The organism is Flavobacterium sp. W1B (assembly GCF_047344965.1).
Classification (GTDB): Bacteria; Bacteroidota; Bacteroidia; order Flavobacteriales; family Flavobacteriaceae; genus Flavobacterium.
Map to the genome: position 1 here is coordinate 1,951,713 of NZ_CP178845.1, position 17,508 is coordinate 1,969,220.

At 36.3% G+C, this 17,508-nt stretch carries 11 protein-coding genes; 2 read left to right on the forward strand and 9 right to left on the reverse strand.

Going from position 1 to position 17,508, the window contains the following annotated elements; all coding sequences use genetic code 11:
- Positions 1 to 83 precede the first annotated feature (83 nt).
- The 9 genes from ACMDB5_RS08550 to ACMDB5_RS08590 all read right to left on the reverse strand — a co-directional run bounded on the left by ACMDB5_RS08550 (position 84) and on the right by ACMDB5_RS08590 (position 15,788).
- Complete coding sequence (locus tag ACMDB5_RS08550; RefSeq protein WP_413997843.1) at positions 84 to 1,889, reverse strand: acyl-CoA dehydrogenase family protein; 1,806 nt, start codon at positions 1,887 to 1,889, stop codon at positions 84 to 86.
- Positions 1,890 to 1,919: 30 nt separating this feature from the next.
- Complete coding sequence (locus ACMDB5_RS08555) at positions 1,920 to 2,285, reverse strand: four helix bundle protein (protein WP_413997844.1); 366 nt, start codon at positions 2,283 to 2,285, stop codon at positions 1,920 to 1,922.
- 42 nt (positions 2,286 to 2,327) lie between these two features.
- The gene (locus tag ACMDB5_RS08560) at positions 2,328 to 3,509 is read right to left on the reverse strand and encodes a thiolase family protein (RefSeq protein ID WP_413997845.1); all 1,182 of its coding nucleotides are present in this window, start codon (positions 3,507 to 3,509) and stop codon (positions 2,328 to 2,330) included.
- Positions 3,510 to 3,588: 79 nt separating this feature from the next.
- Positions 3,589 to 5,979, reverse strand: a complete 2,391-nt coding sequence (locus ACMDB5_RS08565; RefSeq protein ID WP_413997846.1) for a 3-hydroxyacyl-CoA dehydrogenase NAD-binding domain-containing protein — start codon at positions 5,977 to 5,979, stop codon at positions 3,589 to 3,591.
- A 40-nt stretch (positions 5,980 to 6,019) separates the two neighbouring features.
- A complete protein-coding gene (locus ACMDB5_RS08570; protein ID WP_413997847.1) occupies positions 6,020 to 6,499 on the reverse strand; it encodes a MarR family winged helix-turn-helix transcriptional regulator in 480 nt (159 codons plus the stop codon).
- A 195-nt stretch (positions 6,500 to 6,694) separates the two neighbouring features.
- Complete coding sequence (locus ACMDB5_RS08575; RefSeq protein WP_413997848.1) at positions 6,695 to 8,470, reverse strand: AMP-dependent synthetase/ligase; 1,776 nt, start codon at positions 8,468 to 8,470, stop codon at positions 6,695 to 6,697.
- A gap of 787 nt (positions 8,471 to 9,257) precedes the next feature.
- The gene (locus ACMDB5_RS08580) at positions 9,258 to 10,229 is read right to left on the reverse strand and encodes a DUF6600 domain-containing protein (protein WP_413997849.1); all 972 of its coding nucleotides are present in this window, start codon (positions 10,227 to 10,229) and stop codon (positions 9,258 to 9,260) included.
- A gap of 249 nt (positions 10,230 to 10,478) precedes the next feature.
- Complete coding sequence (gene purL, locus ACMDB5_RS08585; RefSeq protein ID WP_413997850.1) at positions 10,479 to 14,132, reverse strand: phosphoribosylformylglycinamidine synthase; 3,654 nt, start codon at positions 14,130 to 14,132, stop codon at positions 10,479 to 10,481.
- A gap of 141 nt (positions 14,133 to 14,273) precedes the next feature.
- Complete coding sequence (locus ACMDB5_RS08590) at positions 14,274 to 15,788, reverse strand: hypothetical protein (protein WP_413997851.1); 1,515 nt, start codon at positions 15,786 to 15,788, stop codon at positions 14,274 to 14,276.
- 137 nt (positions 15,789 to 15,925) lie between these two features.
- On the opposite strand from ACMDB5_RS08590, the gene ACMDB5_RS08595 reads away from it, so the two are divergent.
- Positions 15,926 to 16,363: a PaaI family thioesterase gene (locus ACMDB5_RS08595; protein ID WP_413997852.1), complete on the forward strand. Its 438-nt coding sequence runs from the start codon at positions 15,926 to 15,928 to the stop codon at positions 16,361 to 16,363.
- A 39-nt stretch (positions 16,364 to 16,402) separates the two neighbouring features.
- Complete coding sequence (locus ACMDB5_RS08600; protein WP_413997853.1) at positions 16,403 to 17,467, forward strand: isochorismate synthase; 1,065 nt, start codon at positions 16,403 to 16,405, stop codon at positions 17,465 to 17,467.
- Positions 17,468 to 17,508 lie beyond the last annotated feature (41 nt).

The window sequence follows — 17,508 nt, forward strand, 5'->3', positions numbered from 1 at the left end:
GATGTTACGATATAAAAAAAACCGTCTCGTTATTTAAAACTTGACGGTTTTTCAACATTTTGAATTAGTATCGGTTTTTGCTATTAGAAGCAATATTCGTTTTCAGCGACTATTTTCGTAGTAATCAATTCTCTTAATGCAACAATATTCGGCATGTTGGTATATTTAGTGAAACGTCTCAAGCCCATTAGCATCATGCGTTGTTCATCACCTTCGGCAAATGAGATTACACTTTCTTTTCCTTTTTGGGTCACAATATCAACCGCTTTGTATAAATAAAGTTTAGCCATAGCAATTTGTTCTTGCACTTTAGCTTCTCCTTCTTTTTTGGCTAATTTCTCGGTTCTAAGAATAGTAGATTCAGCCATATAAATTTCGATTAAAATATCAGAAGCCGCCATTAATAATTGTTGGTGTGCCTCTAAATCGGGACCGTATTTTTGAACCGCACCACCGGCAACCATCAGGAATGCTTTTTTCAATTTTCCGATCATTTCTTTTTCTTCGGCAAACAATTCAGAATAATCAGGTGTGTCAAAAGAAGGAATTCCCATTAATTCTTCTTGTACTTTAGAAGCTGGTCCTAGTAAATCAACATGCCCTTTCATGGCTTTTTTGATTAACATTCCTACCGAAAGCATTCTGTTGATTTCGTTTGTTCCCTCATAGATACGGGCAATACGAGCATCTCTCCAGGCACTTTCCATCGGGGTGTCTTCAGAGAATCCCATTCCGCCAAAGATTTGGATTCCTTCATCGGCACAGTTTTGAATGTCTTCAGAAACGGCTACTTTTAGAATAGAACATTCAATAGCATATTCTTCAACACCTTTCAATTCCGCTTCCTGATGTGTTGATCCTTCTGCTTCACGAGCTATAATGCGATCTTCGATATCTTTTGCTGCACGATAGGTTGCGCTTTCTCCGGCGTAACAACTCGTTGCCATTTCGGCTAATTTTGCACGGATAGCTCCAAATTGAGAAATAGGGGTGTTAAATTGAATTCTTTCGTTAGCATATTTTGCTGATCCGGAAATCACTCTGCGTTGTGCATCCAAACAAGCAGCTGCTAATTTGATACGACCCACATTTAATGCATTCATTGCTATTTTGAACCCATTTCCTCTTTCTGAAAGCATGTTTTCAACAGGAACTTTGGTTTCATTAAAGAAAACTTGACGAGTAGAAGAAGCTCGAATACCTAATTTATGCTCTTCTTCATTCATCGAAATTCCGTTATCAGCGGTGTTTTCTACAATGAATCCAGTAATGTTTTTATCGTCGTCTATACGTGCAAAAACAATGAATACGGAGCAAAAACCGGCATTCGAAATCCACATTTTTTGACCTGTTATCGAATAATATTTTCCATCTTCAGATAAAACGGCTTTTGTTTTTCCAGAGTTGGCATCAGATCCTGCGCCTGGTTCTGTCAAACAATAGGCACCAAACCATTCGCCAGAAGCTAATTTGGGTACATATTTTTGTTTTTGTTCTTCCGTCCCGTACAAAGTAATTGGCATGGTTCCAATTCCGGTGTGCGCTCCAAAAGCTGTAGAGAATGAACCCGTTGCTCCCGAAATATAATCGCAAACCAAAACAGTATTTACAAATCCCATTCCCATTCCGCCATAAGCTTCAGGAACGGCCACGCTTAGAAATCCTAAGTCACCGGCTTTTTTCATGGACTCTTCGGTAAAAGCATAGTCCTTTTTCTCAAAACGGTCTTTGTTAGGCCACAATTCTTTATCGACAAACTCTTTTACAGAGTCACGCATCATTAATTGTTCTTCATTGAAATCTTCTGGAGTGAAGATATCTTCGCATTTTGTTTCTTTAACGAGGAATTGTCCTCCTCTTGTTACGTCTTTTTGGATTGTATCAGCCATTTTTTGTTTTTTTAATAAAAGATGAAAGAATCAAGAAGAAAGATTGTAGTCTAACTTGTTTATGAAACCTGTTGTCATCTTTTGAAATTCAATTATTTTGTTTTCTATTTTTTCTGTTAGTTCTTTTGATAAATATTCATTTTGGGAAGCAATCAACAATTGTGTCTGCAATTCAAATGATGATCCTAAACTGATATTCAAATAATGTTTAAAATGCTTATTCTCTCTATTTGAACCTTCTGCAATATTAGAAGGTATTGAAACTGAACAACGATTCATTTGACTAGCTAAACTATAGATTTCAGATTTCGGAAAAGTAGAAGTCAGTTTGTAAATATCATTAGTGATATCCATTGCTAAAATCCATATTTTCAAATTCTTAAAATTATGTCTCATTTAGTTAAAATCTATATTCTTTCTTCTTTACTCTATTTTCTTTTAAAGCACCTCATAAATACCAGCACTTCCTTGTCCGGTTCCAACACACATACTCACGATTCCATATTTATTACCTCTGCGTTTCATTTCGTCAAATAATTGAACAGAAAGTTTAGCTCCTGTACAACCTAGCGGGTGACCTAAAGCAATCGCTCCACCGTTTACGTTTACGATTTCAGGGTTGATATTTAATTCACGAGTAACTGCTAAAGCTTGAGAAGCAAACGCTTCGTTCAGCTCAATTAATTCGATATCATTCAAAGTCAATCCAGCTTGTTTCAACGCTTTCGGAATTGCTTTTACCGGACCGATACCCATAATTCTTGGCTCAACTCCAGAAGAAGCAAAGTTTACTAATCTAGCGATTGGCTCAAGGTTTAATTCTTTTACCATTTCTTCGCTCATGATTAAAACAAAGGCAGCACCGTCACTCATTTGAGAAGAGTTACCAGCAGTTACACTTCCATCAGCAGCAAAAACAGGTCTTAATCCGGCCAAAGCTTCTTTAGAAGTTCCGGCTCTTGGTCCTTCGTCTTGTTTTACAACGTATGATTTAGTTTCTTTTTTACCATTTTCATTGATGAATGTCTGCTCAACAGTAATTGGAACGATTTGTTTGTCAAATTTACCTTCGGCTTGTGCTTTCAAAGCTTTCATATGAGAATTGTAAGCAAACTCATCCTGATCTTCTCTGGAGATTTTGTATTGATTGGCAACCGCTTCAGCCGTTAAACCCATTCCCCAGTAATAATCTTCGTGACCTGCAGCAGCGACTTTATAATCCGGAGTTGGTTTGTAACCTCCCATCGGAATAAAACTCATACTTTCTGCACCACCAGCAATAATACAATCTGCCATTCCAGACTGAATTTTTGCAGTAGCCATTCCGATAGTTTCTAATCCAGAAGCGCAATAACGGTTTACGGTTACACCCGGAACGTCTTCAATTTTTAATCCCATCAAGGAAATCAATCTTCCCACGTTTAAACCTTGTTCGGCTTCCGGCATGGCATTTCCTACCATCACGTCATCAATACGTTTTTTGTCGAAATCAGGCAACTCATTCATCATAAACTCGATGGTTTCTGCTGCCAATTCATCAGGACGTTTGAATCTAAAAACACCTTTTGGAGCTTTCCCCACGGCTGTTCTGTATGCTTTAACTATATAGGCTGTTTTCATAATTATTATTTTGAAATCTGAATTTTAAATTTTGAATTGCTTCTGAGAACATTTAAAATTCATAATTTATAATTTAAAATTAGTTGCGAAGCGGTTTCCCTTTGGTTAACATAAATTGGATGCGTTCCAATGTTTTTCTTTCTGTACATAAACTCAAGAAAGCTTCACGTTCGATATCTAATAAGTATTGTTCAGAAACTAAAGTCGCTTCAGATAAATCACCACCAGCCATTACGTAAGCCAGTTTGTTTGCAATTTTCTTATCGTGCTCAGAAATGTATTTACCAGCTTCCATTTGATCTGTTCCTACTAAGAACATCCCTAAAGCTTGTTTCCCTAATACTTTCACATCAGTTCTTCTGATTGGCTGCGTATAACCCGCTTCTGCCATTAACAAAGCATGTTTCTTAGCTTCAGCTATTTGACGATCTTTGTTTACTACAATAATATCTTTTCCGTGTTGTAAAAGTCCGGTATCAAAAGCTTCGTAACCAGAAGTCGAAACTTTAGCCATAGCGATAGTCAAGAAATATTCTTGAAGAACATTCAGCTCCACATCGTTTTTTCGGAATAAATCAGAAGCTCTTAAAGCCATTTCTTTAGATCCACCACCACCAGGAAGTACACCAACACCAAATTCAACTAATCCCATGTAGGTTTCAGCAGCAGCAACCACTTTATCAGCATGTAAGCTCATTTCGCATCCACCACCAAAAGTCATTCCGTGAGGTGCCACAACTACAGGAATTCCTGAGTAACGAACACGCATCATAGTATCCTGGAACATTTTGATCGCCATGTTCAATTCGTCGTATTCCTGCTCAACCGCCATCATGAAAATCATACCGATATTAGCACCAACAGAGAAATTCGCTGCCTGGTTACCAATAACTAAACCTTGGTATTCTTTTTCAGATAAGTCGATTGCTTTATTGATCGCTTGAAGTACATCGCCACCAATTGTATTCATTTTAGATTGGAATTCTAAATTCAAAATTCCGTCTCCTAAATCTTGGATAATTGCTCCACTATTACTCCAAACTTTTTTGCTTTCGCGGATATTGTTCAAAATAATGAATGAATCTTGTCCAGGAACTTTAGTTTGTGATTTTGTTGGAATATTGTAGAAAAAAGTGGCTCCTTCTTTTACAGAATAGAAGCTTTTGCTTCCAGAAGCCAACATATCATTTACCCAAGCAGCTGGTTCAAGACCTTCCGCTTTCATGATTTCAATTCCTTTTGCAACACCAATTGCATCCCAAATTTCGAAAGGACCATTTTCCCATCCAAAACCGGCTTTCATCGCATCGTCAATTTTGTATAATTCATCTGAGATTTCAGGGATTCTGTTTGAAACATAAGCAAACATTCCGGCGAAACTCTTACGGTAAAATTCACCTGCTTTGTCTTTTCCTTTAACCAAAACTTTAAAACGATTGATTGGTTTATCGATAGTTTTAGTTAATTCTAAAGTTGCAAAAGAAGCTCTTTTAGCTGGACGGTATTCTAAAGTATCTAAGTCCAAAGACAAAATATCCTTGTCTACTTTTTTGTAAAAACCTTGACCTGTTTTGCTTCCCAACCATTTATTCTCCATCATTTTATTGACAAAATCTGGAAGTTTGAACAACTCGTGTTGTTCGTCATTTGGACAGTTTTCGTAGATTCCGTTGGCAACATGTACCAAAGTATCCAATCCAACCACATCTACCGTACGGAAAGTAGCCGATTTTGGACGACCAATAACAGGACCAGTCAATTTATCAACTTCTTCAATCGTAAGTCCCATTTCTTTTACCAAATGAAATAAACTTTGAATTCCGAAAATACCAATTCTGTTTCCAATAAATGCCGGAGTATCTTTAGCAACAACCGGAGTTTTGCCTAAGAATTTAGATCCGTATTCGTTTAAGAAATCCAATACTTCAGTCGAAGTTTTTGGACCAGGAATGATTTCGAATAATTTTAAATAACGCGCAGGGTTAAAAAAGTGTGTTCCGCAGAAGTGTTGTTGAAAATCTTCGCTTCTTCCTTCGCTCATAAAGTGAATTGGAATTCCAGAAGTATTAGATGTAACCAAAGTTCCCAGTTTACGGAATTTCTCGATTTGTTCGAATACCAATTTCTTAATATCCAAACGCTCCACAACAACCTCAATAATCCAATCTACATTGGCAATTTTTGCCATATCATCGGTCGTATTTCCAGTAGTAATTCGGTTTGCAAATTTTTGGCTGTAAATAGGAGAGGGTTTCGATTTTAGAGCATTTGCAAGGTGTTCGTTTACTAAACGATTACGTACAATTTTGCTTTCAAGAGTCAATCCTTTTTTTGTTTCTGCTTCGGTAAGTTCTCTCGGAACGATATCGAGAAGTAATACTTCGAGACCAATGTTAGCAAAATGACAGGCAATCCCCGAACCCATAATACCAGATCCGACTACTGCAACTTTTTTAATTGTGCGTTTCATATATAGTTAATATTTGTTTTTTTATTTGAAGATGATATTGCTATTGTTTATTGTTTTTTTGAATCATAGCGATTTCATTTTCTGTTTGATTAAATATATTTTTATCTTGAATTAATTCATTGATTATTCCGGCGACTTCCATGAAATGTTCTAATTTTTCTTGCTGAACATGCTGTTTGACGGTTTCGTTAAATTTCAGAACGGTACTTTTAGACAGCTCTCTTTTTTCTTTGCCAAACTCAGTTAGATAGATTAGTACTCCACGTCCGTCATCTGGATTTTTTTTCCTAATGATTAATCCTTTTTCTTCCATTGACTTTAAGGTTCTCGTTAGGCTGGTCGCTTCCATACCCATTTTTGGACCTAATGAAGTAGAAGGAGTTCCTTTGTTCTTGTCCATACTTAGCAATGCAAATCCAGTTGCCATCGTAGCCCCATATTTAGAAGCCTCTTCATTATACATTCTTGATACTGCTTGCCAAGTGGCTCGTAAAGCATAATCGATCGTTTTATCTTTCATAATCTAAATATATGGATTTCAAATATAATAAAAAATACTATGCATGCATAATATTTTTTGAATTATTTTTTTTATAAAAAATATAAATATAAAAAAAACTCCTCTTGGTAAGAGGAGTTATCTATTGAAAAAGAATTGTTTAGCTTTTTATTTGTGTTTATTCGATGTTTTATTAAGGAATAAGAGCAAAAAGGCTTAACCGTATATTTTTTGGAATAAATTTTTATACTTTTCCATTATTATTTTTCGTTTTAATTTCAACGTTGGAGTTAGTTCTCCGCCTTCAATAGACCAAATTTCAGATGTGAGTTCAAAACGTTTTATTTTTTCCCAATTACCAAATTTTTCGTTAAAACTATCGATCTCTTCTTGAATCCTTGCAATAACTTTTTCATTGGAAACAATTTCTTCATTGCTGATTCCGATGTTATACTTGTGAATATTTGCCCATTCTTTTAAGAAATCAAAATTAGGCTGGATGAAGGCAGCAGGCATTTTTTGTCCGTCACCAATCACCATGATTTGATCAATGAAACGAGATTGTTTCATGGTGTTTTCGATAATTTGAGGCGCAATATATTTTCCTCCCGAGGTTTTGAACATTTCTTTTTTACGATCTGTAATTTTCAAAAAGCCGTCTTCGTCTATAACTCCAATATCGCCTGTGTGGAAATAACCACCTTGTAAAGCTTCGGCTGTTTTTTCCTCGTCTTTGTAATAGCCTATCATCACATTAGGACCTTTACACAGGATTTCGCCGTCTTCGGCAATTTTTACTTCTACATTACTGATTACTTTACCTACCGTTCCTACTCTGAATCCTTTGTTTCTCATATCGTTTACCGATATAACGGGAGAGGTTTCGGTCAAACCGTAACCTTCCATAACAGGAATGTTTGCTGCAGCAAAAATTTGAGTTAATCTAGGTTGCAAGGCGGCGCTTCCGGATACCAATAAATCCAAGTTTCCGCCAAGACCTTCTTTCCATTTGCTGAAAATTAATTTTCGAGCAATTTTAAGTTGGAATTCATACCAAAAACCATTGGCTCCATAAGGCTCATAACGCAATCCTAAATCGATAGCCCAAAAGAATAATTTCTTTTTGATGCCTTCAAGTTCAGTTCCTTTAGCATAAATTTTATCATATACTTTTTCAAGTAATCTAGGAACAGCAGTCATTACATTAGGTTTTACCTCTTTAAGGTTGTCGCTAATTTTATCTATCGCTTCTCCAAAATAAACCGAAACACCATAATATTGATATAAATACAGAATCATTCTTTCGAAAATATGGCATATTGGAAGAAAACTTAAGGCACGATTAGATCCAGCTTCAAATGGGATTCTTGATGCGCTATTTAATACATCCGAAACAATATTATTGTGCGAAAGCATTACACCCTTAGGTTTTCCTGTTGTACCGGAAGTGTAAATGATAGTCGCTAAATCGTCTGCTTTTACACTGTTTTTTCGGGTTTCAACCTCTTCTTGATTGCTTTGATCTTCACCAAGCACCAATAATTCTTCCCAGCTCTTGCAACCTTCAATAGGATTAAAAGAATAAACTTCTTTCAGACTAGGTACTTTATCTTTAATTAAATTTACTTTTCTGAGCACTTCTTCATCCGAAACAAAACAATATATAGCTCCTGAATGATTCAGTATATATTCGTAATCATCTTCAGAAATTGTTGGATATACCGGAACTGTTTGAGCTGCCGTTTGTAAAACACCAATATCCATAATATGCCATTCGGTTCTATTATTGGTAGAGATGATGGCAATTTTATCATCTTTTTGAATATTCATTCGCAAGAGCGCTCTAGAAATTGTATTGGACTTAGCTATGTATTCTTGGGTAGAGGTTTTCTCCCAAACACCGTTTTGCTTTGTCACTAGCGCATCAGGAATCGAATTGAATTTTTCTTGTTGGTAATACGGGAAATCAAAAAGTCTGGTTACTGAAATCATTATAAAAAGATTGAATTTTATCGCAAATTAAATAAAATTTAAGAATAAAGGTTGCTTTTTTAAGTTTTAAATATGAAAATTAAGTTGTACAACTAATAATTTACGAAATCGATTTTTTTATAATTCTCAATTTAGATTTATTTCTTAAGTCTCTTTGATTTTTTTAGTTAGAGAAGTAGTCTTGTTAAAAGTTGGAGATATAGTTGTAATGAATTGTATGTGAGTGGTTAATGCGTTTTGTGATTGTTCTTTTATCGAAATTAATCTGATAGGAGGACTTTTTAACGAAAAAAAATATTCAAGCAATTGTAATATCTGTTTCAAATTACTTTTAAAGATGAACTTAAATTAAAATTGTAAATATTAATAAGGAATGATTTTTTTTGCTGGATAATGCTGTTGATTTGATAACAATCTATGTTCGCAAAGTTATGGTCCTTATATAGAAAAGTTGTAAATTTATAATGCACTACAAATAAGTGCCTTGAATTAATTTGAAGATGTAATATTTAAATTCTGTTTGGTAGTCATAATAACTAATATGATAGGTTGGCGTAATGGCATCAAGGACATAGAGGTTTTCCAGCCTTCCGTCTATGACCAACGAAATGGTAAACGAGCTTGATACCCATTTATTAGTTTTTAGATGGTATTACTGAACAGAATTTTTTTTAGAATTCAAGTTTATGATTGGCGATTAGAGAAGTTGTTTTTCCAGTCCCATCTGCCCCCAAAAGGGCAAGGGATTATCCTTCTTTTACCAATGTCTAATGAATTAATTGCTGTTTTAATGACGGTTATTACCTCTATTGCTTCTCGAAGGATAATTTTGGGAACGTTGCATCGGAAGTCTTTGTATATTGGTTCTTTGTTCACTTCTTTGCATCATTGGTCTTTGTTCCGGCTTGTTTATTGGTCGGTTTGTTCCTGCTCTTCTAAATTCTCTTGGTTGATTAAGCTGTTGCGGATGTTGTCTTGCTGTTTCTGCAGGATTCTGAATATTTGGTCTATAAACATTCATATTGTTTCCATTGTGTTTTACATCATTTATCCTATTCACATCCCTTACCGTATTTTGTTCAATTCTACGATTGACATGTTTTTGTACTTCCTGTACATCGGGTCCTTTTGAATAATACAAGTGATTTGCCCTGTTGCTGTTGTTAAAATTATTTATGACAGCTACTCGATTTTGGAAATTTGATAAACGTTCGGGTCTTACTAATGCACCTGAAAGATTTTGATCATAAATACGATTTCTGTTACAGACATTCCAATAAAATGAATTTGGTCTCCATGAATTGAATCGCTCTCGAGCATTTATGCCCGGCATTAATGGAGCCCAGCAATAATAATCATCAATATATCCCCAGGTTACCCATGCAGGAGACCAGTCATAACCCGGAATCCATAACCAACCATAAAAATCATCATACAACCAGCGCCCGTAATGAAAGGGTGCCCAACCCCAATTATAATTCGATACCCATGTCCATCCGTCATCGGAGGATGCCCAGTGTCCATTTGTAGCATAAGGTCTGAAGTCCCCATTTACATTAGGATTCCATACATGACCATATTCCGGATAGTCAATCCAGGTTCCGTAAGGTGATAAATTATCATAAAAAACTTGATAGCTGACAGTGCCATCACCGTAATCATTTCCATAGTTTCCAGCTGCTGAATAACTGCCCGAACAACTGGAAAGAAAAGTAGTAAATGCTATCAAAAAAAAACCGAATACGAATGACTTTTTCATTTCTTTAGGTTTTAAGTATTTATAATTTGTTCAAAACAATTTTTAGATACGTCTTGTCACTGAAAAATATATTTAAAATGTTTTTTGTTGATTTTTTAAATGTAATTAACTGTATATCAGTTTAATAAAGTTAGTGTTAATTTTGATTTTTATGAAAGATATTAACATTTTCTTGTGTTGTTAGTCAAAAAAATTCAATAAAAAAAGCGCTCCCTTTCGAGAACGCTTTTAGTATTTTAGAATAAAAACTTAGATTTTATCGATCCATTTTCTGGCATTGACAAAGGCTTCATGCCAAGGCGAAACCTCGTCGTTTCTGTCTTTTGGGTAATGCGCCCAGTTCCATTGGAAGGTAGAACGCTCAATATGCGGCATCATAACTAAATGGCGTCCCGTGATGTCACAAAGCATCGCCACATCATAATGAGAACCGTTTGGATTGGCAGGATAACCTTCGTAAGCGTATTTTCCAACGATGTTGTAACGCTCTTCGCCTAAAGGCAATTCAAATTTTCCTTCTCCGTGCGAAACCCAAACTCCTAATGTAGATCCAGCTAAGCTAGACAACATCACTGATTTGTTTTCTTGTATAGTTACTGATGTAAAAATACTTTCATGTTTGTTACTGTCATTGTGCAACATTTTCGGCATTTCTTCATGCTCTGAATGAATTAGTTGCAATTCGACAAACAATTGGCAGCCGTTGCAAATCCCAACTGAAAGAGTGTCCTCACGTTTGAAGAAATTATCCAAAGCGGTTTTTGCTTTTTCGTTGTATAAAAATGCTCCGGCCCAACCTTTGGCAGAACCCAAAACATCCGAATTCGAGAATCCTCCAACGGCACCAATAAATTGGATGTCTTCCAAAGTTTCGCGCCCCGAAATCAAATCGGTCATGTGAACGTCTTTTACATCAAAACCAGCTAAATACATCGCATTTGCCATTTCACGCTCGGAATTACTTCCTTTTTCACGGATAATAGCCGCTTTTGGTCTTGGTTTCGAATTGTCAATAACAGGAGCTTTACCAGTAAAATGAGCTGGGAAAGTATAGTTTAACGGTTGGTTTTTGTAATTGTCAAAACGCGCTTGTGCCATTTCGTTTTTAGATTGTTTTTGGTCTAATAAAAACGAAGTTTTAAACCAAACATCTCTGTATTTAGCGATGTCTAATTTGCAAGGACCAAAGTCTAAAGTCGCTTCAGTAGTTGCTGTTCCTAATTTGTAGAAAGAAACTCCATTAGCATTTAATTTGCTTTCCAAACTTGCATCGTCTTTCGCTTGGAAAACAATCCCGATATTTTCGGCAAAAAGATATTTTATGATGTCTTTTTCTTCAAAAACAGAGAAATCTATTTTAGCACCCAAATTCACATCGGCAAAACACATTTCCAATAAAGTAGTAATCAAACCACCGCTTCCGATATCGTGTCCTGCTAGAATATTGTCTTCCAAGATTAATTCCTGAATGGTGTTGAAGGCATTTTTAAAGAAAGCCGCATCTTTTATCGTTGGCGTTTCATTTCCAATTGTGTTCAAGGTTTGTGCAAATGACGAACCTCCTAATTTGAATTCGTCTTGCGACAAATTGATATAATAAATAGAACCACCGTCTTTTTGTAAAACTGGTTCTACTACTTTTCTGATATCGGTACAGTTACCACCTGCCGAAATAATTACCGTTCCCGGTGCAATTACTTCGTCATTTGGATATTTTTGCTTCATAGAAAGCGAATCTTTTCCAGTTGGAATATTGATTCCCAATTCAATTGCAAAATCCGAACAACCTTCAACAGCAGCGTACAAACGGGCATCTTCACCTTCATTTTTACAGGCCCACATCCAGTTCGCCGAAAGGGAAATTCCTTTCAAACCGTCCTTAATCGGTGCCCACACAATATTCGATAAAGATTCGGCGATTGCGTTGCGGCTTCCCGCAACAGGATCAATTAAAGCTGAAATAGGAGCATGACCTATAGAAGTTGCTATTCCTTCAATTCCTTGGTAATCCAAAGCCATGACACCACAGTTGTTCAATGGCAATTGCAATGGTCCGGCAGTTTGTTGCTTGGCTACTTTCCCGCCCACACAACGGTCTACTTTATTGGTCAACCAGTCTTTACAGGCAACAGCTTCTAATTGTAATACTTGCTCTAAATAAGTCGAAATGTTTTTTACTGAGTATTCTAATTCCGTATAATTGTAAGTAACCGTTTTATCAGTCATGACTGTTTTTGGTGAACTTCCAAAGAAATCTTCCAAAGCATAATCCATCGGTTTAGCTCCGGTTGTTTTTGATTCGAAAGTAAAACGGTGATCACCCGTTACGTCACCAACCTGATACATCGGGGAACGTTCTCTGTCGGCAATTCTTTGTAAAATATCGATGTCTTTTTTACCAATAACCAATCCCATTCTTTCTTGCGATTCGTTACCGATGATTTCTTTTGCCGAAAGGGTTGGGTCGCCCACAGGCAATTTATCCAAATCGATTAATCCTCCAGTTTCTTCGACCAATTCCGAAAGACAATTTAAGTGTCCTCCAGCTCCGTGATCGTGAATGGAAACGATTGGGTTGTTGTCGCTTTCCACCAAACCACGAATGGCGTTGGCAGCACGTTTTTGCATTTCTGGGTTCGAACGTTGGATTGCATTTAACTCGATTCCTGAACCGAATGCACCTGTGTCTGCAGAGGAAACCGCAGCACCACCCATTCCGATTCTATAATTTTCTCCACCCAAAATAACGATTTTATCGCCAGTTTGTGGTTTGTGTTTTATGGCTTGGTCTAATTTTCCGTATCCAATTCCACCCGCTTGCATGATCACTTTGTCGTAACCAATTTTGCGGTCGTTTTCTTGGTGTTCGAAAGTAAGGATAGAACCCGTGATTAAAGGTTGTCCGAATTTATTTCCAAAATCAGAAGCTCCGTTAGAGGCTTTGATTAAAATATCCATTGGGGTTTGATACAACCATTTTCTTTCTTGAACGGCATCTTCCCAAGGACGATTTTCTTCTAAACGAGAATAAGATGTCATATAAACAGCAGTTCCTGCTAATGGCAACGAACCTTGTCCACCTGCAAGGCGGTCACGAATTTCTCCTCCTGAACCAGTTGCAGCTCCGTTGAAAGGCTCTACGGTAGTGGGGAAATTATGCGTTTCTGCTTTTAACGAAATAACCGAATCGAATTCTTTTACTTCATAAAAATCAGGTTTGTCGGCAGTTTTTGGAGCAAATTGTTGTACTCTTGGTCCTTTTACAAAAGCCACGTTGTCTTTGTATGCTGAAACGATATCGTTCGGGTTTTCCTGAGATGTTTTCTTGATTAATTTAAAAAGAGAAGTTTCTTTTTCTTCACCGTCAATTACAAATGTTCCGTTGAAAATTTTGTGACGACAGTGTTCTGAATTGGCTTGTGAGAAAGCAAATATTTCAGAATCGGTTAGTTTTCTACCTAATTTAGTCGATAAATTATCCAAATATTCTACTTCATCAAGGCTTAAAGCCAAGCCTTCTTTTTTGTTGTAGCCATCAATATCTTCAATGTCTAAAATAGGTTCCGGCTGAACATTTATGGTAAAAATATCCTGATTTAATTCGGTATATTTTTGCGAAAGCATCGGGTCAAAATCCGTGAAATCTTCCGCTACTTTTTGAAATTCCTCAATTCGAATGATCCCTGAAATGCCCATATTTTGGGTTATTTCTACCGCATTGGTACTCCAAGGAGTTACCATGGTGGCGCGAGGTCCAACAAAAAAATCCGCAAGCACGGATTTTTCTATTTTATTTGAGTTGGCAAAAAGCCAGTTTAATTTTGAAATGTCTTGAGCTGAAATTTCGCCTTGCGTTTGTACGGCAAAAATAGCGTTGCTTTGGTTTTCAAAGAAATGGATCATTGTTGTGTAGTTTGTTGTATTTACAGTGCAAATTTAGTTTAAAAAAATAGTAACAACAAGTGTTAAAAAGCACTTTTAGAATTTATTGTGTTTTCAACAAAAGTGGAAAAAAAATGGTACTGTAGATATTTAAAATTTACGTTATTTCGGGAAAGGCATACTCTGGTAAGCACCCAAATCTGGTGGTGTAGTCCTAGCATTTCCTAAAATATCCAATGGAATTAGAAAAGCCGAATTCCCTTTTGCGAAAGCGGCAGAACTCGCATCAATATTGAGTTTGTTTTTCGAAATAGATTGAAATTTTGGATTTTGGTTCGAAATAATATTGTTATAATGTGCAATGTCCGTGCTAAAATTGTATAATGGATTGGTGTTGTTCGTGTCAAATTTTAGCAGGCAATTATTGAATTGGTATTCAAAAGCGGCAGCATTTTTTTTGTTCAAAACCATTTCGTTGGAATAAGAGCCATAGATAATGCAATTGTTGAAAGTGGCTTGCGTCAGGTCTTTTACTTCGGGAATTGCGCCTAAGCTATAATTACTCAAAGAAACCGCCACTTGTTGCGAACTGTTCCAATTGTTGTTGAAGGTGCAATGGGTAAATTTATAGTCTCCGCCATAGGAACAGCTTAGACTTGCCAGACCTGTATTGTTGATGACGATATTTTCGCCGATAATTTTTGCGGTCTGCGCCAAAATTCCATAGTTAGCGGAGTTGTAAATTTGGGTGTTTTTGATGTTTACGGTTGTTCCGTCATTATTTTGGATCAATAATCCAATGGTGGCGTTTTTGATCGTCAGGTGATTTAAATTATTATTAGTGCTTCCGTCGGTAAGCCAAATTGTTCCCCATTGTCCGGGAACATCCGAATATTCGGGTTCTAAGCGATCGCCTTCAAAAATAACTTCATTTTCTAATTTAGATGTAGTTGAAGTAGTTCCGTTTACTTGTATCGAAGCGGTATTGGAAACGATTAAGCCTGAATTGGCGTGAAAATGAACTCTGGTACCAGCATCAAAAATTGCCGTTTTTCCGGAAGGAACCGCCGCATAACCATAAATTACATAAGGTTTTGTATTGGTAAAATGGAGTTCATTTCCGTTTATTAGGTCGTTTTCATCCAAATAGAAGCCATCGATTTTTTGATTTTCTATCGGAAGCGTTTCTGTTGTTCCATCGCTAAAACGTTTTGGATACAAGAAAATAGCGTCCTGAATCAGGGTTGCCAATTCTACTTTTTGAAGGTTTTCGCCATTGTCAAACTGGATTTGGTCGGTATAGAGGAAATCGGTCGGATTGGCATCGGCAATATTGGCTGTTGTTTCTATGAAAATATACAGGCTGTCTTTGGCCAATAAATCTACATTGTTGAAAATTTTGCCATTGGTTCCCTGCATCCCATCAACGGTCATGCGGTATTTAGAATTCAATCCTTTCCCCAATTGTATAGTAGGAATGCGAATGTCGTTTTTACTTTTATTATAAACTTTTAAATGATAAGTACTAGAGCCGATGTTTGTGAAAACGGTGTCTAAATAGATAGTGTCTTTTGAAAATACCAAATCTCCCGTGCTGGCTACGGTCTCAAAATCCGAACGACAGGAGCAAACAAAGCATAATATTCCAATAAAAAATAGTAAAGTGACGGAGCGCATTTGGATTGTTTTTGTAAAAATAGGAAAAAACACATTTGAAAGTGAAAGGATTTTGAATTTGGATGCAGAATAAGTATTGTATTTACTTTTTGTGTCTTATCTTTTATTTATTTTTACAATCTATTAAAATATAATTCATGACATTCGATAAAAATAGAATATTGGAATACTGTAATCGTATTTCCAAAAACACTTTGATGGAAACCCTAAATATAGAATATATTGATGCAGGCGAAGGTTTTCTTGTTGCTAAAATGCCTGTAGATTCAACCGTTCATCAGCCTATGGGATTGTTGCACGGCGGCGCTTCTGTGGCATTGGCAGAGAGCGTGGGTAGTGCGGCTTCCTTTTTGTTTATCAATCCAGAACTTAGCGAAGTACGCGGAATCGAGATTTCGGCAAATCATTTAAAGGCAAAACGCAATGGAGTGGTGACTGCAACGGCAAGAATCATTCATCAGGGTAAGAGTATTCATCTTTGGGAAATTAGGATTGTGGATGAAAATGACAATCTGATTTCATTATGTAAGTTGACCAATATGGTTTTGCCAAAAAGGAAAAAGAAAGAAGAATAAACTTTTTATTAAAATTTGAACTTTTAAAGCGAAGTAAATATGATTGATTTTTTTATAAAAGTAAAACAACAACAAGCACAAAATTTGCCTTTTGTGATCTATAATAAGCCAAATAAAAAAAAGGTGATTGGTTTTTTTCAAAAAAACGATCATTTGTATTTTGCTGAGGATTTTAATGAAGTTGGTTTCGTTTTTGCTCCTTTTTCGGGAAATCAAATGATTCTGATTCCTAGAAAAGAATCTGTAAAATGGGTGTCTCAACTTGATTCTCTTGAAGAAAAAGATTCGTTTTATTTTCCCTTTCCTGAAAATGACCAAGACAAAGAACATTTTGAAGCATTGGTTCAAAAAGGGATTGATGCCATTGGGGAAGGCGTGTTTGAAAAAGTGGTGCTTTCCCGAGAAGAAATCATGGAGGTTCCTAATTTTGATTTGGTTTCGGTTTTTGAAAAATTGATTAAAGCCTATCCTACGGCTTGTGTTTATTGCTGGTATCACCCTAAGATTGGTTTATGGATAGGAGCAACTCCAGAACGATTGCTCAAAGCGAAGAAGGATAGATTTTATACGATGGCTTTGGCCGGAACACAGGTTTTTGATAAAAATTCTTCGAATGTTGTTTGGGGTGAGAAAGAAAAAGAAGAGCAACAATTTGTGACAGATTTTATCTTGGACAGTATAAAAATGCTGACTTCTGAGGTGGCCGTTTCGAGCCCTTACACCTTAAAGGCGGGAAATATATTGCACATTAAAACCGATATTGAAGGGATTATAAATAAAGATTCAAATTTGAAAGAGGTGGTTTCTGCTTTGCATCCTACACCGGCTGTTTGTGGATTACCTAAAAAAGCGGCTAAAGATTTTATTTTGGAAAACGAAGGTTATGATAGGCAATATTACACCGGTTTTTTAGGAGAATTAAATTGTGAATCGACCAATAAAGAAAAAACAAAAACCGATTTATTTGTCAATTTGCGATGCATGCAAATAAAGGACAAACAAGTTCATTTGTATATGGGATGCGGAATTACAAAAAACAGTATTCCGGAGAAAGAGTGGGAGGAAAGCCGTAATAAATCAATGACAATGAAAAGGGTTCTATAGTTCAATTGCTTTTAAAAAGCTTGGACTTGTATTGAATAAGA